Origin of the sequence: Providencia sp. 2024EL-00732, assembly GCF_044006275.1 — a bacterium.
Taxonomy (GTDB): Bacteria; Pseudomonadota; Gammaproteobacteria; order Enterobacterales; family Enterobacteriaceae; genus Providencia; species Providencia huashanensis.
On the sequence record NZ_JBIPDG010000020.1, the window covers coordinates 1 to 21,799 of the forward strand.

A 21,799-nucleotide genomic window follows, 5' to 3' on the forward strand; every position below is an offset into this window, starting at 1 on the left:
AAAAAATTAAATTAGCTTAGGGTTAAAAACTTAATTTTAAAATATCTTTATGTCTATTTAATTAACTCTTGTCTACCAGAGTTCGTGGATAATATTAATTCTACTCATATAGGTTGTCAAACCGGTGAGAAATCCATTTTTATGGTTTTCAAATAGTTTTCAAATTGTTATTTTCATTTGATATCAATAAGTTATGTGTTTTATGTGTAACTTAACTGATATTTAGAGAGGTATTTCAGTGTTATATACCAAGAATGCGTTCATTGTTGAGTTTATTCAGACATAAATACCGAAATTAATATTTATACATAATTTGTCGCTAAAAATAACACACAAGATGCGTATGCGGGCTAAATGTTACGAATAACTACGAGGTGTGATAAAAATACCTTTTATTGATTTTCTATTAACACTTAAATTAATCTTGATCATTTTTAATACTCATCCATCCGCTTGTTATTAAATCAAGCATCATTTAATCACTTAAGAATACTCTGATGCATTTAAGATTCAACGTATAAATTCTTTATTCTGTCATTCAATCTAAAGATATTCATACTAGATAAGCACTCTGATAGCTTTGCCACCTATTTTATCGGTGATCCAAACAAGCCTACTCCTTAAGAACCCACCTGCTTAACTGGCTTCTCAGGTTGATAAGTTTTTTAGCGCTCTTCGAACTTTCGGCCGATACCCTCCGACGTACTAAATAAAGACAATTTTAGCTATTTAACTAAAAGAAGGAGGAGGTGAGATATGACATACTATATAGAAGGTGGAAGGTCAGTTGATGATGCTTAAACAAAAGAGCCGTCATTCACGGCTCTTTGATGATAAAATCAATTTTTAAATATAGAGTTAACCGAATAATTAAAACTTGAGTAGTTTTACTGCGTCATCAATGTCAATTTCATCTTCAGAGAAAGTTAACGTCGTACCATGTAACGTATGAATATCCAATTTTTTTAGTGAACGCATTTCACCCGGCTGAGTAGCAGATTTTGGCTTGATACTATTCATCAATGCACCGACAGATAACACAGTATTTTCTTTATCAATACGGGTATCCGCAGGGACTTCCTCGCTATAAACTCGATAAGACTTGATGGAGGTTATTTTAATGCGCTCACCCGCAATATATACATATTTGCTCTCAGGTATAACTTTTACCGAATAAGCAGATAACCCTTTTGTATTCGTGGTAGGTTCAAAAGTCACTAAAGCATCTTTCTTAATTAAGTCAGGATTGGCAACTTTAACCACATGAAAATAACGGTTATCGCCATTTTCATCTTTGATAAATCCAAAACCTTTATCTTCAAACCATGTTGTGATTGTTCCATTCATTGCCATTACCACCTAGTTAATCATTTATTGACTCAGTTTTTACAATGCGCAGTATAGAGCACAATACATGTGTAAACTACGGCTTTGCTTTTAGTCTGAGTGATAAATTTACGTGATGCAAGTGGCAAGCATTCGCCTGCCGACTAAAAATTGGTTATTATCAACCGCTATTTTTTGTTGGAAAGGCTAATGACTGAAATCATCGACACCTTTATTGCGCCGCCCTGTCACGATAAGATAGAAATTGTCTATCAGGATGAGTACCTTGTTCTTATTAATAAACCAAGTGGTTTGCTAAGCCTTTCAGGAAAAAACCCACAAAACTTAGATTCTGTGCACTACCGCTTAGCGCAAATATTTCCAAATTGCACCTTAGTGCACCGCCTCGATTTTGGCACCTCGGGGTTAATGGTTGTAGCGCGAAATAAACAGATAAACGCGGCACTTAACCAGCAATTTAGCCAAAGATCCGTGACGAAAAAATACCATGCACTCCTTTGTGGGCACTTGAATAATAACCATGGAGTAATAGACGCCGCAATCGCCAAAAAGCCTGAGCTTTTCCCTCGAATGTCCATTTGTGAACACCAAGGCAAGCCCGCGCGGTCGGCTTATCAAGTTATCGAACGCTTGACTCACACACTCGACAATGGAGCAACATTGCCATTAACTCGAGTACTATTAACCCCCGAAACGGGCCGAACCCATCAACTCCGTATTCACTGCCAACTATTAGGCCACCCTATTTTAGGGTGTGACTTATATGGTGGCTGCCTACTTGCCAATACAGAACATGCTCTGCGCTTAATGTTGCATGCGAGTGAACTGCATTTTATCCACCCAATTAGCAAGGAACGGGTCAAAGCATACAACACGAGCCCCTTTTAAAAAGCAGTTAAATCATACTAATGTGGCAACTTAAAACATGGAAAAGTATTACCACATCAAATCATCGGGCACCTTAAAGTCAGCATATGGGTCGTCTTCATCTTGCTGCTCTTGGCTTAATGCATTGTTTAATACAATGCAATCTGCCTCTCTTTGTATGATTTTATCGGCTACACTCGCAGGAATAATGGCATATTCACATACATCCGTGTTATCAATTAGTAAGCGTGCAATTGCGAGACGACCATTAATCAGCTGAGTCTGAGTGGTTTTATCTACAACGATTTGTTTTATTACATTATTATCTGTGAAATTAAAGTTAATATCGCCCTTTGCAATATTAATCCTATTCATTTCAATCAATTGTTTCACTTGCGCCTTATATTCTTTTGCTAACAACGCTTGTTTCTGTTGCTCATTTAGCTGTTTATCACGCTCTAGTTGTGCCTTTTTATTTTCCTCAACAGCCTCTCTGGCTTCGCGAGCTTGGACCCGTGACTTTTTTGTTGTTCTTTGGACTTTGGCCATTTTCTTGCTTGTCACCAATCCCGCTTTTAACATTTGCTCTTGTAAGGTAAGTTTTGCCATCTTTGCCTCTAAATCTATCAGATAATTATGTGATTATACCTGTAGCTGCTGAGACCTGATAGGTTTTGAGCTTCATTGATAGAGAAATTATGTGATGATATTTAAGAAAATATAATAACGATGACAATTCAAAATTTGGTGTATTTAACTTATTTTGTCTAATCCAAAATGTGTCTATAAAAAATTATTTTCTTATACACACAATTTACTCAGTAACCATAGGGAGTTGACGAGAAAAGTTAGAGGCTTTCATCAACATAAAAACCTCTCTACTTTAATTGCTACGGAGTGGACATAATAATGGTCGCTGCTGAACTAAACTGGCCTTCTATCAATTCATTTGGAGATAAATTAGGTTTTTTAACTAGCGTAAACATTAATGTATCTCTACCATGCCCATTTTCTATTTTTGAATCGAAGTGCCCATTCATAGGGGAAACTCTTTGTCCTTGATGATAAATCTCAACACCCAATCCAGGCATAATAGGACCTTGGCTACCAATATCTCCAGTTCTAACAAGTAAAGCATCAGATGAAAAAGTCGACGTTTCTCCGCTAATAATCATCTTTATTGGCGCTGTCAGATTATTATCTTCGCAACTATAAGTGATTTCTGCGTTACGTTGAAAACGGCTTGCACTCCCCACCGTTGAAATACCCGATGCATTTACTGTTTCAAAATCAACAATGATGATTTGGTTATCATTAATATCACATGTACCTGTTCCAACAACCACGTCGTTACCTGCATAAAAATTCCATTTAAAATAGGCGTGGTCAATATGCTGATTACTATTTACAAATGTCGCATATTTATGGAGATCTAATGTCATCAGCAAATCGCCTTTTCTAACCAATACTGATGGCGTTGGTTTAACATTTACCTGTAAATATAATTTAATTTGTAAAGGTTCACTTGCTGTAGTTAAACGAAATACTTGAATTTCTTTACCGCTAAATGGTGCTAAATAATAAGCACCGCGCACTACGACACCCGCTTTTAATTCAGGGTTATTCTTAAATACAGGGCCAAGGTCAGCACCAGTCACATTTAAATAATCGACATAAGCATTGGGGGCTTCATTACGGCAGGTCATAAAATCACTCACATCCGCGAATTCATTTATACGATTAGGTACAGCAAAAATATCATTATCGAGAGGAACATCATAAATGCTTTGCGTTCCCCCACCAACTTCTTGTCCCCCATTAGTTTTACACTGGAATGCAAAAATGGCCGGAGAAAATAATAAGGTTGCGAGAAGTAATATTAATATCTTCATTGTTACTGATACCTTAATCATAAATTAAACTAAAAACAGCGGTTGCAGTAAAATGGCCAAACGCAATACTTTTATTTTTTATTGCGTCAGGTTCCCCTTGTACATTTGCATTAAAACTTAAAATATTCGTACCATTCTCTAGATTGTATGCAGATGTCGTACTATTAATGGGAATTTTTTTACCACTATATTCTAAGATTTCAATTCCGATCCCCGAAGCCATGCTGCCAGAGTCTAATGCAAGAAGGCCAGGTAAATGAGTATTTTCGCTTCCTGTAAATTTAACGGTCACCGTTTTAAAAATACTATTATCACAATCATCTAAATGAATATTAAAATTTTCAAGTGGCGTTTTTTGGTTAATATAGAGGTACTTATTAACGATAGTACCAAAGTCCACAATGATATTTTCATCACCAGGCCTTACTGTACAAGCTTCAGCGACAAGCTGCCCTCGTATTTTAATTTCACCTATTTGGCCATTTTTGGCATGGCTCGGTAACGAAAAAAATAACAAACTAAATAGCATGGAGAGTATTATTTTTTTAAATTTATAAAAATTGAAATTTAAGTTATTCATATAAATACCTTCAATGCTATATCAGACAATCTATTAAGATTATTCATACGTTATTTGAAAAGAAATAACACTTCGATAAGCCCCTGCTTGTAATTTCTCTGCAATTCTTACGGGTGCTACATAATAAGTTAAAATATTTTGCCCCGTAGAAATAAGCTCAGGTTCACTATACTCACCAAAAGCAATTTCTTTCCCTTTAGGATTAGTTATCTGTAATCCAAGTCCATTCACACCTTCAACTTTCGCTATGTTCGGCCTAAAAGGAACAACTGGCGTGATAAACCTAATTTTCATGCCAGGCTGAGAAATACTCCATGTAACATTACCTGATTTATTGTTTCGCAAAACAGTTGGGGTTTCGATACAATCCAATAATTCGATGTTTATCGGTGTCTTGTGGCCTTGAGCCCCAATTGTTTTTAATGATGCCGTTTCAATGTTACCTAAATCAACAGATTGAAATGCAGAATCCATCGATAAATGGCAGGCGCTTTCCGTTAACGAGCCATAAACGAAAATTTTGCCATTTGCACCTTCAACATCCCAATTTCCTGTCGTGTTATAAAAGGCATTATTTGATGCCGCATATATAACAGATGAATGAAATATGAGAGATAATCCAAAGAGTAGGGAAAAGCTTTTTTGATTAATCATCATTTTCCTCTCTATTTATTTTCAGGAACAACCTGACATGTGTTTGCTTGGCATTTAAATTGAAGTTTTGGTCGGCCACCATAATCATTTATATAGGTCAATACTGGGTTTGATCCCACAGTAGAACTTGGAACCCCTAATTTTTCTTCACTAAATGGTGCAACCATAACTGCCTTAAAATTCTGATTTACTGGTGAATCTTTACGTTCAGCTGCACCAATAATCGTGATATAAAAGGGAGTTGGATTTTTAATGATATATTGGTCACCTTGCTTAATAAGCTGTGTTTTTTCTTGCCAAGGGTTATTCAGCATTTCTGTTTCACTTAGCATGATACTTTTAGGGCGATAAAATAATTTAATTTTGCTTTGTAACGCCAATTGCAAAACATTCGGCTTATCACTTTTTGGTGGGATCTCCCTTAAATTAAAGTAATAAACACTTTCTCTGTCCTGAGGTAACTGACTAATTTCAGGGAGCGCTTCAATACGGACTTGGCTTGATTTTTCGGGTTCAACTCTTTGCACCGGAGGTAATACTGCAAACGGTGAAGTAATTTTTACCCCTTGAATATTTTCAACCCACCCTTGAGCCAAATAAGGCAGTTGATTATTTTTATTAGTAATAGTAATTGAAACGCTTTTTTGATCGCCATTAAAAATAACTCGGGTTCTATCTAAAGCAATTGCCGAGAATGCGCTTCCGCTAACTAAACAACTTAGTAAAATAGTACTGATATATAAATTAGTTAATTTTTTCATAGCAATCACTCATCTACAGATTATTATCTGCTTCATTACGTTTATTTGATAATGGTTTACAAGGAATAAATAATCCTTGATGAATTGTTTCTAAATTTTCTGGAAAATTAATTTCACATTGTGCTTCGCCACCCCAATGAATAATCATGACTTCATTTGGGTTGATACCACTAACATAGGCATATCCATTATCGGTGACTATTCCCGTTTCTTTTCCTTTCAAATTCGTAATCTGAGCACCAAATGGTGGTGCAGAACCGTCAGACATACGCATTGAAAGCATCATCTTTTCACCAGACAGTACATTAAATTTGCGATAGCCAATCGCACCTTCTGTTAATGTCGCTTGAACAATAGAATCCGTTACTTCGGCATTATTCGGTAATGCGTTTAAATCAACTTTAACTTTACTGCGGTAGTAACTATTTAAGTCAGGAACAACCACTTTACCAAATGCATTTGATGCAATAGGGATACCTCGGTCTGATACAGGGATCTTAGCCACACCATCGGTGTCAATCAGTAAACGAGTTCCGCCAATATTTGAGACTCGGTGAGCATCCGCACCATTTAAAGTCATGGTAAACCCGCCTTGTGCCCCTACCCCAAATGACGTGTAATTATTGTGAATATAGCTGGCATTTGCAGTTAACTTAGTATTATCACCATAATGGGTAATATAGGTGCTTGCGGTTCCACCTTTGTTGGTCGAACCTGCACTGACTTGATAATTGGTTCTATCGGACAATTTGTCATAATAGGTTGCTCGATTAACGGTATCATCACGTGTTGCTTGCAATGAATAACCAATATTTGCACCATTTCCCCAAGGCATTGACGCTGAGATATACAGGCCATCATCATTTGTTTCATTATATTTATTGCGATAAGCCGATAACGAAATATTAATGTTCTTCAGGCTTCCCCAATCTAAGGTTTTTGTCACCATTAAATTGTAGCGATTACTTTCTGGCTTATCCCAATAAGTCTGGTGCGAGTAGTTTAAATAAGCTGTAATTCTCGATTCCCTAAAGTTTTTATTTAAAGAAATCACATACATTTCTTTATTACTACCTTGACGCTCACCTGAATCTTTAGCCGTTAAAAAATCGGTTACAGTCATAAAGCTGCGTTCTGAGAATCGGTAACCCGCGAATTGAACTTGGCTATCATAGTCATCAAAACGTTTTGAATAGTTTATTCGATAAGAATTACCCGTGAGTTTTTTATCATTAGGAATATTTGCAATTGAATGCGTAATATCGAAAGATAAGGCACCAAATGCCAGTAAGTCTCGGCCTACACCCACGTTGAATGCATTATAGTCTTGGCTATTTAATGAGCCTGCAAGCAATGACCAACCATTAGTGACACCCCACGACATTTCACCACTCGCAAATGTATCTCCATTGACATGATGATCCATATCCGTTGGACGACCCATCGCTAATTTATATCGAATACTGCCTGGTCGAGTTAAATAAGGGATATTGGCTGTTTCAACCTGATATTCTTGAACCGAACCATCCTGCTCTTCGATTCGAACATCCAGTTTTCCCGTCGTCGCATCACTTAAATTTTGGATACGGAAAGGACCCGCAGCGACTTGTTCTTGATAAATAATCCGCCCTTGTTGGCTAACAATCACCGTCGCATTTGTCGTCGCAACACCCGTTATTTCAGGTGCATAGCCACGTAAATTAGGCGGCAACATTAAGATATCAGAGCGTAAGCCAATACCTGTAAATCGAAAACTGTCGAATAAATCCGTGTTAAAATAGTCCTCACCTAAGGTCAATTTCGCTTTAATACTGGTTAACGCTTTATAGGCGTATAGTCGGCTCCATTGAAAATCATGCTCATTTTTACTGTTCGAGCCATTTTCTCGTTGAGCACGTCCCTGCCAATCTCCCCTGAAACGCCATGCACCAAGGTTCACACCTGCGACACCATTTGCTGTCACATTATAGTTGCTATTGTTATCATGAGGCTTATTCGCTCTTGCGTTTATATTGTAGTCTAAAATAGCCCCTGAAACCCCTTCATCCCACAGAGAGGGCGGGTCCCAATTAGCTGTTCTATATTCAAGGTAGGCTTGAGGTATACTCAGATACAATGTTGAGTCAGATAAATCCCCTCGAGCTTGAAAGCCGGGTAAGCTGGATAAATCAAGACACTCATTATTATGCCACCACGTAATTTGCTTCAACGAACTGGCTGTTAACCCTAGCTGTTGGACTTGTTCTGGTGTGATACAAACGAGGCTATCTTCAGGGTCATTCTCTGGCGCATAGAATGAAAACCGTTGCTCAGGTAAAGTTTCTTTATTGACTTGTACTTTGAGGGGATAGGTGCCAGGCATAATATAGCCTGCACGTGAAAATTGCTTAATATCAATGTTTTTTTTGTCTTCTAAATCAAATAACGCCGTATTAAATTGTATAGTATCAGCAGCATATAACTGAGCGGATAATGTTCCAAATGTAATCATTATCGTTGTCGTTATTATATTTATTTTGTGTTGTTTAAAAAACATAAAAAACATCCCTAAAACACCAATATAATTTCTTAGAATTAATAATAATCGACCTTGAACCTTAATAAGGTTTGGTAATTACCCGCTTTAACAGGATGATAATTGGTGACTAATTGCATTTGATATTTCAGGATCATTGTCCCTGGCGTAATTCCTAATACAGGTAATGGTTTTCCTGGTGTAATGGAATATCCAGATATATCATGCAATGCCAATTGCACTCCTTTTGCTTCACCCGAGAGTGTGAAAAAATCACCTTCAGATGGGCCATCAAAAGTGACTTCGAGTGAATTCCATTCGTTATTATCTTTCGAATATTTTTCCCAACGACAATCAATGAGCTTAATATTGAATTCTTTTATGGGGCCTTTCCCAACTTCACGAATATAGCTTGTTGGAAGCACCCCCATATTAATGGTCTGATCCCTAGACCCAATATCTATTGCGCAGGCAGTATCGACTATTTCGCCATTCATCGTGACTTTTCCCCATCCATGAGATGATGCTGCCATTTGTGGCGAAAGAAATAATGTTAGAAGAAATAGAGAAGATGCTTTTCTTCGCAAATAGATAAATCCTTTCACTTTAACCTCTGACTTAGTTTGGTGATTAATAGAGGAACACAAAGGTATTCCTCTTAAACTAATCAATTAGTTATAAGTTAAGGTAAAGTTAGTTACGCCTTCAAATTTACCTAATGGAATTTTATCAACCGCAACATTCGCACCTTGTACATAAGCGCTATAACGCAATGTATTATCACCCGCTTGTAATTGGTGTTCTTGAGCTGTTGCAACTCCCATATCTAATGCTGCACCATTAGTATCCGTTAATTGAATACCTACGTTGCCAGCAATAGTTGGGTCTGTTGCATCTAAACCTGTTACACCCAATAATTTAGAGTTGAAAGCAGCGCTAGAACCAGAGAATGTGATACTCACTTTATCGTTGTACACTTTGTCATCTGCATCTTTCGGGAATACACAGTCTTCCAATTCAATATTGAATTGTTTAGCGCTAGAAGTACCACCATTCGCTAAAATAGAGTTAGCGATTTGGCCTAACCATACTGTTTGGTCAATAGAATCTGAACTAATTGAGCAAGGTGCATCGATAATTTCACCTTTAAAGGTGACTTTACCATGTCCTTGGTCAGCCAGTGCTGGAGATGCAATAGCGGCAGAAACTAGTGCGGCTAAAAATACTTTTTTCATTTGAACCTCATTTATATATAACAACGTGATGATTACCCGACATGATGTAGGGCATAGTTAGAATTTATTATTTTTAAAATAACTATTTGCTGTATAAAGAATTTAAAATAACTTCTGTTTGTCGATTAAAAATATAATGGTAGTTATCCTTTCCATCGGACAAACACTCACTATTATGAATAAATGAATTAGCACTAGGATGTTTTTCATTTATTTTCAATGATACACTTTCAAAAAATGCACTCGGGCTGATTTCTAGATAGAATAAAATTGAAAATAGCATTCCACAGTTAATGCTACATATTCCTCTTTCATAACGAGATATTTGTTGTTGTGATATCTTTAATTTTTTAGCTAACTCACTACCACTAAGCCCTTTCTCCTTTCTAAGATAGGATAATTCCATGCCAATTTGTTCGGTTAGTATTTTCTGAAAGCTATCTATACTGGTCTTTAATTTATTACTTTTCATATCTCACCAATAAAGCCTTGTGTAATGTGGCAAAACAATCAGAGCTGCTCATAAAACAAACAATTCATTTTTTACATGAAAAAAAACGCAACAAAATAAATCAAAATGTTGCGTTAAATAAGTTTTAGACAAATTGTTTTTTATATAAGAATCGTCAGAATTAAAATCTTTAATATATCTACTAAACTGGTAGATTTAGATTATTTGACTGGTTGGTTTTATTGCATATAAAAATCATGAATGATAACTTTTTGTTGTTAATGACAATTTTTTACATTAATTAATAATTACCTCTAAAATGCATTACAGTAACAGAATTTTATGCTATTTGATTTTGGTTAGCCTGATAATTATACTTATTAGGTAATTTAAACATTTTGATTTATTATGTTGCGTTGTAGCTTGATTTTTATAGGCATTTTATTCATTCAGTTGATTATCATCGATAATTGATTAATTTTTTTATTACATACTGCGTTAATACATCAAAAACCACAAAATATAGATTTTTAATCTTACAAAAACAAAAAATATGAATTTATCATCTAAAAAACCTCGCTTATAACACGCCATTTAACAGAGAAACTTTATTAGATAATCCAAAATAGACTATCACTGTAAAAGAAATGATTAAAATATGATAACAATTAGTTAACAACGCAAGCGGGTTACTGATACCCTTAATTGGAGTAATTAAGTTATGATAATTCAAAAAAAAAGAATAGATAAAATTATTAACTAATTTTATTTTTAGAGGTTGGAAAATAAGTCATTTGAACATGTTATTTATGGCTTTAAAAATAATTCTTGCCCTTAATATGCATAAGAATACCTCAGCTTTATCATATCAATTGCCTAAATAACTGAGGTATTCTTGGTGTTTAGTTCATATTATTATGTTTAATGTTAGCTTTATGTTGACACAAGTCATTAAATTGCTTATTTATTCGACCAAATACCGCTAAATCTTTTTTCATTACTAGCAGTATAAATGACAGTATGAGCGATATTTCGATGCCCTAAATAGTCTTGGATTAATCGTGTATCCCTACCTAAATCAGCTAATGCATAACCACATGCGTGCCTTAGCATATGAGGATGAAGCTTTACAGGAAGCCCTGCTATTTTTCCATACTGTTCAAATAAACGATAAATTTGATAACGAGAAATTTGGCTTCCTTTCTGTGAAATGAATAAACAATCTGATCCTGCTGTTTTCCAAGAATTTCGTTCAACTAGCCATTTTTCAATCACAGTAAACTCTTCGGGAATTATAGGCTGTACGGTAGACAACCCTCCTTTTAGTCTCCTAATAAATATCACTTTCTGCACCAAATCAATATCAGACATTGTGATATGAGTGAGCTCACTCACTCTTAGCCCATGCAAAAAGCTCATTAATAACAAACAATAGTCGCGATTAGGATAGCGACCTTGCTTTGTAGCCTCCAATAAAGAATTAACTTCTGTACGTGTAATAAATTTACGTTTAGTCATTATGATCTCATCTATACCTCGTTATATTTCGCTATATACCAACGATAAATTAACTAAAAATAATAATTTTTTAGAAAATTAAATATAATATGTCAGAAAGGGCAGTGATGATACCGCAATGCAAGCACTTAATCATGATGTCACTAAGACATAAAAGAATAAAATACGATGGATAGTTGAGTGATAAGTTGATTTATAAGGTAGTTATGTTGTTTTCATCACATGGATGTGAACGATAAAGGTAACTTCAAAGGGGCATTAGCCAGCATCTCTTTTCCCTCTCTTTCCCGCAATAGTGTATACTTGCCCACAATAAAATTTATCCACGGTTAATAAATAATGAAAGAAATCGAAAAAACACAAATTAAGCTTCTTAGCGACCGTTTAGACCTTATTCGTCACCAAATGACCAGTATGCAATTGACGAATGAAGCAGAAAAATACGCCGAGCTAGAGAAAGAAAAAGCGACGCTGGAAATTGAAATCGCTCGTCTAAAAGAGGTACGTAACAAAAAATTAAGTAAAGAAGCGCAAAAATTGGTAGATATGCCATTCAAACGCCCTATTACGAAGAAAGAACAAGCTGATCTTGGTAAGCTGAAAAAAACCGTGCGAGGGCTGGTCATTGTCCACCCCATGACGGCATTAGGTCGTGAAATGGGGCTGGATGGTATGACTGGCTTTTCTAAGACTGACTTCTAGTGAGAGAAGCCCCTCTTTAACATACTTTGCCAATTTATGATTTACTGCCTAAGCGCTCTAACTCTGAACGTAATACAGCAGTAGATAAACTCCATTTTCATGCTAAAGATATCAATTGAAGTCAATGACTCAGTCGTTAAAATCACCCTCAATAAGCTTAAGTATTATCATTGGGCGAATATACATGTCATGTAACTTCATTGATAATCGAGTAAACAATGTAAACTCCAATAGTTAACCGCTATAGCAAAATTCATCATAGCTAGTAGTAACGGCAATTATCATACTCTACGAAAAATGAAAAGAAGAGGATTTAAATAGAGAAACTATTAAACCCGAATAAAACTCATATAAAATCTAAGCTTTATGTTATAGAGGACTACATTAATTCTAAAAACATCTATAACTCTTTCATTCTATTTAACACTCTAAAATGTAGAATGTATATACTATTATATTAATTAAAAAGACAGACGATACTAAGAATAATCTTATCCTAATATAAAATCAAAATAACCCTAACGTTATAGTTTTTACTGTAATTAATTTAAAATGTAACAATATTATTATGAAACAAAATATAATAAATACGTACTTATATGTAACAAAATGTTTTTTATTTAATACGTAAGTTGTAATGTAAATAAATAAATTATAGTCCTGCTCGAAATTAACAACATAATATCGAATCAAAAAAAAACCATAAAATCATATTGTTATGTTCTTTAAATAGTAGTTAAAGTCACATTTTGATCCGAACAACCGATCAATAACAGCACTTTGATAGGGAAAACCTATCAAAGTTAACTAATCGATCGATATAAACATCTTTAAATAAATAAAAATAAAAGCTAGATTAAATGAAAATTAAATCAGTAAGAAATTATAACTTCACTAGTTTAATTAAATAAATTATTGAGGAATTTATTATGATTAGCACCCAAAAAAATTTCATTGTAAAAAATATAAACCTAGAAATTGGTGATTTTATAAGAAAAACCAGACTTAAAAATGGATTAACTGGTGCACAATTAGGTAAATTAGTAGGAGTAAGTCAACAGCAAATATCACGATATGAACGAGGTTCAAATGGCCTATCATTACCAGATTTGATATTTATTTTATCAATTATGAATGCATCATTTTCAGATTTTGTTTCATACTCATCCTATTTGAAATGAGAGAAATAAAATTTTAGTAATGAGTAAACACTACATTATCAAATAATAATACATTATTCATATTCCTGTATAATCAAGAAATTTATATAGCAAAAACTCTTTCTTATACAGATATACTTATCTGTGTTAGTCAATGAAATTAATATAATTCCATTCTCAAAAACATAAATATTAACATCTTAACAATGATATTAGGAAATAGTATGAAACATAACAAATATATGTCTGTATTAGTAGCAGCAATGTTAACAACGTCATTTGCTTCAATTGCAGATACTAATACTGGTACTGTTACTTTCAAAGGTGAAGTTCGCGATACGCCTTGTAACTTAGATGCAGGACAAGGTGGTACTGCTACAATTGTTGATTTTGGCCAACTATCATTAAGTCAATTAAATGATGGAGATTCAAAGTATAAAAACTTCGATTTAAATCTGAAAGGCTGTAAATTAACATCAATTGATAACAGCGATCCACAAAATCCAACTACAGTAACTAAAACAGCAACTATTACTTTTGATGGTGTAAGTAAAATTGCAGGTCAAAATCTTTTAGCAACTACAGGCAGTGCTGCAAACGTTGCTGTAGGTATTAAAGATATTACTTTTGGTACTCCTGCTAACTTAAATTTGCGCGATGGTGACAATACATTAACTTACTCTGCTTTTGTTAAAAAAGCAGGTGCTGCTGCTGTAACAGCGGGCGATTTCACAACTATTTCTACTTTCGAAATCGCATACCAGTAAGTTATATACACTCCTTCACTATTATGTGGAGGAGTATATTACCTGAAAAAGAATATTATTATGAAAAACTTGTTAATTATTGCCACTTTTTTTGCTCATTTTTTTAGCATTCCAGCATTTGCAGCAATGAATTGGGGACAAGCAACAGTTAAAGGTGAAATATTAGCCTCGGGTTGTTCAATGCAACTAACAAGTAAAGATCAAATTATTCAATTTGGTGATTACCCTTTAAGTAGAATTAAAGATAAAAAGATAATCAAACCATTTAAAATAATATTAAAAAACTGTCAGCTATCAAATTCTTATTTTGAGGATGAGAAATCACCTATAAGAATAAAATTTTCAGGTTCAGTAACAAGCAACTTTAATGGATTTAAATTTAATGATGCCGATGGTTTGGCTATTTATATATTAAACGGAAATAACATTGTCAAGCCTAATGAATATTATCCCATTTATGATTTAAAAAGAGTTGCAGGCAAAACGAAATCAGTCAATGAACAACAATTAAACTTTTTATCTGAAATTGTTGTTGATGATGGGCTTAGGCCACAAGTAGGAGAATTTTCAAGTATCATTACATTTGATATTGATTACTATTAATTTAATGAGTATTTACGATGTTATCAATAAAAGAAAAAATGACCATTTTAATGGTGTCGATGCTTTTTTTTAACAAAGTATCCTATTCTGTAGAGTTCAATACAGATATACTTGATAGCACAGATAAAGCGAATATTGACGTATCAAGGTTTCAAAATCCAAATTTTATTCTTCCTGGAACTTATTTTTTTAATATAATTATTAATAGTACTCAATTAACTCAATCGGCCTCTCCTATTAAAATTATAGCTAATGATAATGATGATTCTGTGAGTGATATATGTATTGATAAAGACTATATTAATAGTTTAGGCCTTAAAGAAAAATATGTGAAAGAACTGACCTATTGGAATAACGGGGAATGTATTAATTTCTTGGCTTTGAAGGGTGTTAGTGTTACTCCTAATTTACCTGAGGGAACGGTAATCATAAATATACCTCAATTATATTTAGAGTATATGGATGTAAACTGGTTACCCAAAACCCTTTGGGATGAAGGGATCAGCGGGTTATTATTAGATTACAATGCCAACTATCAATATAGCGATAATGACAGTTTAAAAAATCAAATTGCATCGATCAGTGGATATCTTGGTGCTAATATGGGTGCTTGGCGTTTACGAAGTGAATATTATGGTAATTATCAAAGACAAGAGTCAAATAGCCAAACATCAACAATTCGTAATTTTTTATTTAATGCAATTTATTTATATAGAAATATTAAAGCATTAGATGCTAAATTAGTCGTGGGTGAAAGTACAACACCATCACAGATACTAGAACCTTTTAGATTTACAGGATTATCTTTATTTACAAACGATTCAATGTTACCTCCTAGACTAAGAGGATATGCTCCTGAAATTACAGGAATAGCTAAAACTAATTCTCGCGTTGTTATTACTCAATTAGGAAGGGTAATATATGATGGCAATGTACCTGCTGGTCCATTTAAAATTCAATCATTGAATAGTGGTACTCGTGGTGAATTACACGTAAAAATTATTGAGCAAGATGGATCTGAACAACAGTTTATTGTTAATAGTTCCAATGTGCCTTATTTAACTCGTCCTGGAACTACTCGATATAATGTAACTGCAGGGCAACCAATTAAACGAGACCATTCAGTATATAGAGGCGTTTTTTTCTTCAGAGGAGAAGTCTCACATGGTTTAAATAATAATTGGTCATTAAATGCAGCCTCAGATATAAGCCAAGGTTATCAACAAGTTTCATTAGGCTTTGGCCGATTTATGAATCAGTTTGGTGCTTTATCTGTAAATATAGCTCGCTCTTTTTCGCAGTTAGATCATGATAGTCCATCAGGTAACTCATATAGTATTAATTACTCTAAAACTTTTGATGATTACGATATGGATCTAACTTTTGCGGGGTATCGTTTTACTGATAGAAAATTTTATACTATGTCTCAATATTTAGATTTAAGAAATAATAAATTTATTGATAATGAAAAAGAACGCTATCAAATAAGTCTTTCAAAGCGTCTAGGTGAATTTAATATAAATTTAAATTATCAATTACAACAGTATTGGGATCGAGGTCAAACTCATCAATACGGCCTAAATATAGGTAAAAGCGTTAATATTCCTTATTTAAATTTACAAGGAGGAAGTATAACGCTATCAGCAAATAGAAGTTATTACCAAAATAAATATGATGACCAAATTAGCTTGATGCTTTCAGTTCCATTTGGCAAGCAGTTCTACACTTTTGACACAATGAAATATAATGACACCTATAATTCGCGTGTTTCTGTATCTACCTTAACTGAGGATAATGATTACTATAACTTAAGTGCATCAACAAGTTATGGTAAGGATGCTAAAAAACAAAGTACGCTAGCTGGTATGTATGATTTATCAACTCGTTATGCGTCTTTAAATAGTAATATTTCAATCTCAGATAAAGGTGATTCTAGCTTAGGTATGGGGTTAAATGGTGGTATAACATTAACACAGCATGGTATTGCTTTACATAGCTCATCATATTCATCTGCAGCTAGGTTAATGATAGATACAAATAATATCGCTGATGTTCCTTTAAATAATGGTTCAACAGTAACAAATGGAATAGGGATCGGAGTTATTCCGAATATGACCAGCTATTACAAAAATAGCTATAATGTTGATATGAGTAAATTACCAGATAATATTGAGTCATCAAATACGATATATGATATTGCATTAACAGAAGGTGCAATTGGATACAGAAAAATAAGTGCAGATAAGGGATTTAAATTATTTGCAACTATTAAAATGGCAGATAATTCAGGTTCTCCTCCATTTGGTGCTCAAGTACTAAATGAAAAAGGTAGAGAAGTCGGGATAATTAGCGATAACGGATTAGTATGGTTAACAGCTGTTCAATCTGAAGAAAAGCTAAATATCAATTGGTCTAATAAAAATCAGTGTAATACAACATTACCCAATTTAGATAATGCAAACCAAATTATTTTAATTTGCAAAAAGTAGAGAATTTTATGAAAAATAAATTTTTATTACTTCCGCTATTATTGGTAGCACAAAATAGCATAGCGGCAGTATCTCTTGATAGAACTAGAGCAATAGTAGAAGGTGATTCTACCCCTGTAATTATTAATATCGAAAACCAGAGTGACACCTTGCCGTATTTAGCTCAAGCTTGGATTGACGATAAAGGTGGAAATAAAATTACAACAGGACCATTAATTGCGACACCGTTAGTTCAGCGCTTAGAACCAAATATAAAAAGTATGATTAGAATTTCAACTACGGATGTATCTAAATTACCTAAAGATAGAGAGTCTATTTATTATTTTAATTTAAGAGAGATACCACCGAAAAGCGATAAGCCAAACGTAATGCAAGTTGCATTACAATCAAGAATTAAATTATTTTATCGTCCAGAGCCTATTTTAGATAAAGCAAAAACTGATTGGGCCTTAGATCTAGAGCTGAATACAGTAAATGATGGGTATATTATTAAAAATACCTCTCCATTTTATTTAACGGTCATTGGGTTAGCGGGTGACAAAAACAAATCTGAAAATGGCGCATTTGATTCATTTATGATTGACCCTTTTGGAAGTCATCAAGTTAAAAGTACACATTTCCAGAAACCGTACTTAACCTACATAAATGATTACGGTGGTAGACCAACTGTTTCCTTTAACTGCAAATCATCAGTATGCAAAGCTGATAGTCAACAATAGCCAGTTATAAAATGAGGGTACAATGAAATATTTTTCTGTAGTAATTTTCTCACTTTTTATTTCATTAAGCAGTGTAGCTAGTCAATATGATGAAAATCGTTCTTTTCCATCACATGATGTAACATCGGCTATTAAAATGGATAGTTTAAGTGGAAAACTGCATTTTAAAGTAGGATTAATGTACTCTCCGTGCGTTATTTTGGGTGATGAATATAATAACGATATTTTTTTTATTGAACTAGAACAATGTTTAGTAAATAATCAAAATATTAAAATACCTTTACAAGCCAAGGCTAAATTGATCGAAAAAAACAACATAACAACTACAGTATATGATATTTATCATCCACTTTATTCTGGTAAAAACATACTTTATATACAAAATAAAAATACTAAAGGCAGCTCAGCTATCATGGAGTTAAATTATGATTAAATTCATATTTTCCATATTAATTATTACTATGACTCCTATTGCTTTTTCGAGTGATTTGCTTATTAATTTCAATGGAAATCTCATTGATAAAAAATGTGAAATTAAACAGTCAGAGATAACCATTCAATTCATTCCTTATTCACTAGGTTATATTGAGGTTAATGGCAATATTTCAGATAAAAAACCATTAAAAATTGAATTTGAAAACTGTACGCCTACTATGATGGATAAAATAATAAAAATTTCATTATCTTCTACAAATATATATAAACAAAATGGAATTGATTATTTAACAACACAAGGAGGAACAGGTCTAATCGTTGGTCTTGAGAGCCTTGATGGCGAACTAATTTCGTTTAATCAACCACTTGAGGTTAGAGTGAGTTCAGAAAATAAAGCAGAGTTAGTACTGAATACATATCTAAAAAAAGGTGACTTTGCTAGACCAGGAACCGTACATGGAACTGCAAGCATTATGGTTAATTATAACTAATAATAGGAAGTTATATAATGAAAATAAGAAAGTCGCTCTTATTATTATTACTTTTTTCTAGAGTAGTAACTGCTGCTGATTTTAATAATGGCCGTGCTGATGTAAAAATTAATATTACAGCAACTATAGTTGCTCCTGTTTGTACTATTTTAGGTGAAAATAATGAATCACCATTATTTATAAATTTTGATAATGTTGACTTCTCTGAAGTTGAAAATGGAACAGCCTATAAGGATATTCAGTTAAAATATAACTGTACAGGAAGTTCAGTTCCAGCTAATAAAGTTATGAACTTGTATCTATATCCAACTAAATATGGTGTCTATACACAAGTTGGTAACAACGTATTACGAACATCAAAGAATGGGCTGGGAATCTCTTTAACCAGGAGTAATGCTAATCTTGATTTAAATAAATGGATTCCTTTTGGTAGTAATGAGCTACAAGGCTCATTTATCCTTCGAGCTTCGTTAATTACCCCCAATAAATTACTATTAACGGAAGGTAGCTTCGATAGTACTGTTGCTATCCTAATGAGTTATTTATAATTTGGATTATATTTTATGATGAAAACCGTTTTTTATTTGTTACCTGCTTCACTACTGGCTATTTCTAGTATTAGCAATGCTGGTGATCCAGATGACTGGACAGTCATGGGGTATAGTGGTACTCAATTTACAGCTGATACAACTTGGACGGGCGCTAACTTTAATGGTGTCAATTTAACGTTAAGAGCTAAGCTAAGTAGTATGGGAGGAAAAATGACTGAGTATGCATGGGGATCTCGTGCATGTCCTCCATACGGGAATTCACCTAATTCAACTAATATGCAATATGTGATTGCACCAAATACAGTGGATTATGTAGATCCTATTACCAATGAAAAATTTACTTTTAGAATTTTATTACCCCAATCATTAGGTACAATCAATGGATATCCAAATACACAATATGCACAGATAGGGCAAAGCTCAGGTAATGTTGGCCGTGCAACCTGTTCGCGAACCCCTTATACGCCACAATCATTTAGTGGAGAAACTCCTATTACATTAATCAGTAATACGAATCTCCCAATTAGAAATACACCGCATATTATTAAAGTAAACACGACTTTATTTGGTGTCAGAAACCCAAATATACCAGCTAAATGGTTAAGTTCTGTTGCGCTTATCCAACCTAAAAATTCAGCTGTACTTACTTTTAATGTAACCGTTATTAATACTTGTCGTGTAGATAAGACTCAACTAGATTTTAATTTTGGATCTTTACCACAATCAATAGCTGATGGAGTAAATCTAACTAAAAGTGTAACCGTTAGCTGTACTTATCCTGGAAATATTAAAGTAACTTACCAGCCCTCAAAACCTATTGATAGTGCAAATCCAACTCGTACAAGTTTAGATTTAGGAAATGTGTCATCTGGTTGGTACGGTGAGTTGGCAGTTGATGGTAAAAAGCAATTAATCACGACACTTCAAAGTATTACTAATAAAACACTAGATATAGGAATTACATTAGGAAAAAGTAGATCCAATGTATCTTTTGGCAACATCAGTGGTGGTGGGGTCTTAATTTTTGAGTATATTTAATATTAACTTATTTAAGATACTTTAATTTTTAAATAATTAAAAATATGCAGAAGTATATAATACAAGTGTTTTTAGATAAAAATCGAACCTGTAGATAATTTTATATCAGCATAGTTCACTTTTATGGTAAATTCATGCCTGTTAAATACCCAAAAAAAATTACCCGATGATTTTTTAATCGGGTAACGAACAACACTATTTAATAATTCTATCGTGTTCGTAGTATAAATTTCTTTACGTATATCGATAAGTTAATAAAACAGGGTTCTTAAATTAGGGCGGTGTTAGTTATAAGCCCCTCTATTGCGGGTATTTATATTTAAATTATTTATCAAATTTATCTAAAACTGCAAGGACTTATTCCTACGACGGTGATTGATAGACTGCTTTTTAACCGGAAGTGACCTTTTTATTCACTTGGATCTTTATTTTGAGCCAACAGTTTTTTCGCATCATCACGTTGATTTCTTGCTTCCGCTAATGTCACTTTCGGGTAAACACCAATAGAAAGCATTTTTTCTTTACCTGCGAAGCGGTACTTCATTCTCCAATATTTAGAACCATTGCGATTAACGATCAGATATAACCCACCTGAATCAGAAAGTTTGTAGGGCTTATCTAGCGGCTTTGCCGTTTTAATTTTCATATCACTCAGAGCCATAACAAAACCTCCGTAAGCCCTATCTGTTACAAAGAAAATGAGAATTTGGGGGTGCAAGATATACCATACATAAATGCACCCCCGATTAACACCCCCAACTGGGGGTTGATGTGGGGTAACTCCAGTTGAACTGGGTTGACTATGAATTGCTTTTATATGTTGAATTTAAAGGGTTTAATTGACTTCAGTGGAGATGTATTGAACTTGAGTGGCGGAAGATCACAGGAGTCGAACCTGCCCGGGACTGCTGGCAGCCCCAACTGGATTTGAAATCCAGCCGCCTCACCGGAGACGACGATCTTCCTCTATAACCTATAGATTGGAGCATGATTATAGACTGAATCCATTATTTTCTAAAGCATT

At 33.9% G+C, this 21,799-nt stretch carries 22 protein-coding genes, 1 tRNA gene and 1 pseudogene; 11 read left to right on the top strand and 13 right to left on the bottom strand.

Annotated elements, in window-relative coordinates:
- Positions 1–870: 870 nt before the first annotated feature.
- Entirely contained in the window at positions 871–1,353 is a 483-nt protein-coding gene (locus tag ACHB7C_RS19865) for a cold-shock protein (RefSeq protein ID WP_042848554.1), read from the bottom strand.
- Positions 1,354–1,536: 183 nt separating this feature from the next.
- Here ACHB7C_RS19865 and ACHB7C_RS19870 point away from each other — a divergent pair, with 183 nt between their 5' ends.
- Complete coding sequence (locus ACHB7C_RS19870; protein ID WP_166685557.1) at positions 1,537–2,235, top strand: RluA family pseudouridine synthase; 699 nt, start codon at positions 1,537–1,539, stop codon at positions 2,233–2,235.
- Positions 2,236–2,283: 48 nt separating this feature from the next.
- Here ACHB7C_RS19870 and ACHB7C_RS19875 read toward each other — a convergent pair whose 3' ends face one another.
- From ACHB7C_RS19875 to ACHB7C_RS19920, 10 genes are all read right to left on the bottom strand, one after another.
- Positions 2,284–2,823 (bottom strand): DUF2058 domain-containing protein, encoded by a 540-nt coding sequence (locus ACHB7C_RS19875; RefSeq protein ID WP_042848556.1) that lies wholly within the window; start codon positions 2,821–2,823, stop codon positions 2,284–2,286.
- Positions 2,824–3,104: 281 nt separating this feature from the next.
- Complete coding sequence (locus tag ACHB7C_RS19880; RefSeq protein ID WP_225833140.1) at positions 3,105–4,106, bottom strand: fimbrial protein; 1,002 nt, start codon at positions 4,104–4,106, stop codon at positions 3,105–3,107.
- 13 nt (positions 4,107–4,119) lie between these two features.
- Positions 4,120–4,686 (bottom strand): fimbrial protein, encoded by a 567-nt coding sequence (locus ACHB7C_RS19885; RefSeq protein ID WP_129467243.1) that lies wholly within the window; start codon positions 4,684–4,686, stop codon positions 4,120–4,122.
- A gap of 39 nt (positions 4,687–4,725) precedes the next feature.
- A complete protein-coding gene (locus ACHB7C_RS19890; protein ID WP_048605542.1) occupies positions 4,726–5,343 on the bottom strand; it encodes a fimbrial protein in 618 nt (205 codons plus the stop codon).
- A gap of 8 nt (positions 5,344–5,351) precedes the next feature.
- Entirely contained in the window at positions 5,352–6,101 is a 750-nt protein-coding gene (locus ACHB7C_RS19895; protein WP_048605543.1) for a fimbria/pilus periplasmic chaperone, read from the bottom strand.
- Between the two features lie 13 nt (positions 6,102–6,114).
- Complete coding sequence (locus tag ACHB7C_RS19900) at positions 6,115–8,646, bottom strand: outer membrane usher protein (RefSeq protein ID WP_042848560.1); 2,532 nt, start codon at positions 8,644–8,646, stop codon at positions 6,115–6,117.
- 29 nt (positions 8,647–8,675) lie between these two features.
- Positions 8,676–9,221, bottom strand: a complete 546-nt coding sequence (locus ACHB7C_RS19905; protein ID WP_225833133.1) for a fimbrial protein — start codon at positions 9,219–9,221, stop codon at positions 8,676–8,678.
- A gap of 66 nt (positions 9,222–9,287) precedes the next feature.
- The gene (locus ACHB7C_RS19910; protein ID WP_042848561.1) at positions 9,288–9,851 is read right to left on the bottom strand and encodes a fimbrial protein; all 564 of its coding nucleotides are present in this window, start codon (positions 9,849–9,851) and stop codon (positions 9,288–9,290) included.
- An 82-nt stretch (positions 9,852–9,933) separates the two neighbouring features.
- Entirely contained in the window at positions 9,934–10,323 is a 390-nt protein-coding gene (locus ACHB7C_RS19915; protein WP_042848562.1) for a helix-turn-helix domain-containing protein, read from the bottom strand.
- A 939-nt stretch (positions 10,324–11,262) separates the two neighbouring features.
- Positions 11,263–11,820 carry a tyrosine-type DNA invertase gene (locus tag ACHB7C_RS19920; protein ID WP_042848563.1) on the bottom strand — a complete coding sequence of 186 codons (558 nt, stop codon included), beginning with the start codon at positions 11,818–11,820 and terminating at the stop codon, positions 11,263–11,265.
- Positions 11,821–12,159: 339 nt separating this feature from the next.
- Between ACHB7C_RS19920 and ACHB7C_RS19925 the strand changes: the two genes are divergently transcribed.
- The 10 genes from ACHB7C_RS19925 to ACHB7C_RS19970 all read left to right on the top strand — a co-directional run bounded on the left by ACHB7C_RS19925 (position 12,160) and on the right by ACHB7C_RS19970 (position 20,775).
- Complete coding sequence (locus ACHB7C_RS19925) at positions 12,160–12,522, top strand: YibL family ribosome-associated protein (protein WP_042848564.1); 363 nt, start codon at positions 12,160–12,162, stop codon at positions 12,520–12,522.
- Between the two features lie 929 nt (positions 12,523–13,451).
- Positions 13,452–13,703 carry a helix-turn-helix transcriptional regulator gene (locus tag ACHB7C_RS19930; protein WP_042848568.1) on the top strand — a complete coding sequence of 84 codons (252 nt, stop codon included), beginning with the start codon at positions 13,452–13,454 and terminating at the stop codon, positions 13,701–13,703.
- Between the two features lie 203 nt (positions 13,704–13,906).
- Complete coding sequence (locus tag ACHB7C_RS19935) at positions 13,907–14,449, top strand: fimbrial protein (protein ID WP_042848569.1); 543 nt, start codon at positions 13,907–13,909, stop codon at positions 14,447–14,449.
- Between the two features lie 60 nt (positions 14,450–14,509).
- Entirely contained in the window at positions 14,510–15,052 is a 543-nt protein-coding gene (locus ACHB7C_RS19940; RefSeq protein WP_048605548.1) for a fimbrial protein, read from the top strand.
- Positions 15,053–15,069: 17 nt separating this feature from the next.
- Positions 15,070–17,541 carry a fimbria/pilus outer membrane usher protein gene (locus ACHB7C_RS19945; protein ID WP_233102480.1) on the top strand — a complete coding sequence of 824 codons (2,472 nt, stop codon included), beginning with the start codon at positions 15,070–15,072 and terminating at the stop codon, positions 17,539–17,541.
- A gap of 8 nt (positions 17,542–17,549) precedes the next feature.
- Positions 17,550–18,260, top strand: a complete 711-nt coding sequence (locus ACHB7C_RS19950) for a molecular chaperone (RefSeq protein WP_166685558.1) — start codon at positions 17,550–17,552, stop codon at positions 18,258–18,260.
- A gap of 22 nt (positions 18,261–18,282) precedes the next feature.
- Positions 18,283–18,693, top strand: a complete 411-nt coding sequence (locus ACHB7C_RS19955; RefSeq protein WP_166685559.1) for a hypothetical protein — start codon at positions 18,283–18,285, stop codon at positions 18,691–18,693.
- Positions 18,686–19,186, top strand: coding sequence for a fimbrial protein (locus ACHB7C_RS19960; protein WP_042848575.1), 501 nt, complete (start codon positions 18,686–18,688; stop codon positions 19,184–19,186). Before ACHB7C_RS19955 ends, ACHB7C_RS19960 begins: the two co-directional genes overlap by 8 nt.
- Positions 19,187–19,203: 17 nt before the next feature.
- Entirely contained in the window at positions 19,204–19,734 is a 531-nt protein-coding gene (locus tag ACHB7C_RS19965; protein ID WP_208292060.1) for a fimbrial protein, read from the top strand.
- Between the two features lie 15 nt (positions 19,735–19,749).
- Positions 19,750–20,775 carry a hypothetical protein gene (locus ACHB7C_RS19970; RefSeq protein WP_048605551.1) on the top strand — a complete coding sequence of 342 codons (1,026 nt, stop codon included), beginning with the start codon at positions 19,750–19,752 and terminating at the stop codon, positions 20,773–20,775.
- Positions 20,776–21,187: 412 nt separating this feature from the next.
- Here ACHB7C_RS19970 and ACHB7C_RS19975 read toward each other — a convergent pair.
- A pseudogene (locus ACHB7C_RS19975) lies at positions 21,188–21,436 on the bottom strand (Arm DNA-binding domain-containing protein); the annotation flags it as partial.
- A 209-nt stretch (positions 21,437–21,645) separates the two neighbouring features.
- Positions 21,646–21,740: transfer RNA gene (locus ACHB7C_RS19980), tRNA-Sec, on the bottom strand.
- Positions 21,741–21,799: the final 59 nt, after the last annotated feature.

Bases quoted from the DNA above. Each gene is read 5' to 3' on its own strand.
- ACHB7C_RS19970 (WP_048605551.1), top strand. From the start codon at position 19,750: ATGATGAAAACCGTTTTTTATTTGTTACCTGCTTCACTACTGGCTATT.
- ACHB7C_RS19880 (WP_225833140.1), bottom strand. From the start codon at position 4,106: ATGAAGATATTAATATTACTTCTCGCAACCTTATTATTTTCTCCGGCC.
- ACHB7C_RS19865 (WP_042848554.1), bottom strand. From the start codon at position 1,353: ATGGCAATGAATGGAACAATCACAACATGGTTTGAAGATAAAGGTTTT.
- ACHB7C_RS19930 (WP_042848568.1), top strand. From the start codon at position 13,452: ATGATTAGCACCCAAAAAAATTTCATTGTAAAAAATATAAACCTAGAA.
- ACHB7C_RS19895 (WP_048605543.1), bottom strand. From the start codon at position 6,101: ATGAAAAAATTAACTAATTTATATATCAGTACTATTTTACTAAGTTGT.
- ACHB7C_RS19915 (WP_042848562.1), bottom strand. From the start codon at position 10,323: ATGAAAAGTAATAAATTAAAGACCAGTATAGATAGCTTTCAGAAAATA.
- ACHB7C_RS19875 (WP_042848556.1), bottom strand. From the start codon at position 2,823: ATGGCAAAACTTACCTTACAAGAGCAAATGTTAAAAGCGGGATTGGTG.
- ACHB7C_RS19900 (WP_042848560.1), bottom strand. From the start codon at position 8,646: ATGTTTTTTATGTTTTTTAAACAACACAAAATAAATATAATAACGACA.
- ACHB7C_RS19935 (WP_042848569.1), top strand. From the start codon at position 13,907: ATGAAACATAACAAATATATGTCTGTATTAGTAGCAGCAATGTTAACA.
- ACHB7C_RS19940 (WP_048605548.1), top strand. From the start codon at position 14,510: ATGAAAAACTTGTTAATTATTGCCACTTTTTTTGCTCATTTTTTTAGC.
- ACHB7C_RS19920 (WP_042848563.1), bottom strand. From the start codon at position 11,820: ATGACTAAACGTAAATTTATTACACGTACAGAAGTTAATTCTTTATTG.
- ACHB7C_RS19965 (WP_208292060.1), top strand. From the start codon at position 19,204: ATGAAAATAAGAAAGTCGCTCTTATTATTATTACTTTTTTCTAGAGTA.
- ACHB7C_RS19890 (WP_048605542.1), bottom strand. From the start codon at position 5,343: ATGATGATTAATCAAAAAAGCTTTTCCCTACTCTTTGGATTATCTCTC.
- ACHB7C_RS19950 (WP_166685558.1), top strand. From the start codon at position 17,550: ATGAAAAATAAATTTTTATTACTTCCGCTATTATTGGTAGCACAAAAT.
- ACHB7C_RS19955 (WP_166685559.1), top strand. From the start codon at position 18,283: ATGAAATATTTTTCTGTAGTAATTTTCTCACTTTTTATTTCATTAAGC.
- ACHB7C_RS19885 (WP_129467243.1), bottom strand. From the start codon at position 4,686: ATGAATAACTTAAATTTCAATTTTTATAAATTTAAAAAAATAATACTC.
- ACHB7C_RS19945 (WP_233102480.1), top strand. From the start codon at position 15,070: ATGTTATCAATAAAAGAAAAAATGACCATTTTAATGGTGTCGATGCTT.
- ACHB7C_RS19910 (WP_042848561.1), bottom strand. From the start codon at position 9,851: ATGAAAAAAGTATTTTTAGCCGCACTAGTTTCTGCCGCTATTGCATCT.
- ACHB7C_RS19870 (WP_166685557.1), top strand. From the start codon at position 1,537: ATGACTGAAATCATCGACACCTTTATTGCGCCGCCCTGTCACGATAAG.
- ACHB7C_RS19925 (WP_042848564.1), top strand. From the start codon at position 12,160: ATGAAAGAAATCGAAAAAACACAAATTAAGCTTCTTAGCGACCGTTTA.
- ACHB7C_RS19960 (WP_042848575.1), top strand. From the start codon at position 18,686: ATGATTAAATTCATATTTTCCATATTAATTATTACTATGACTCCTATT.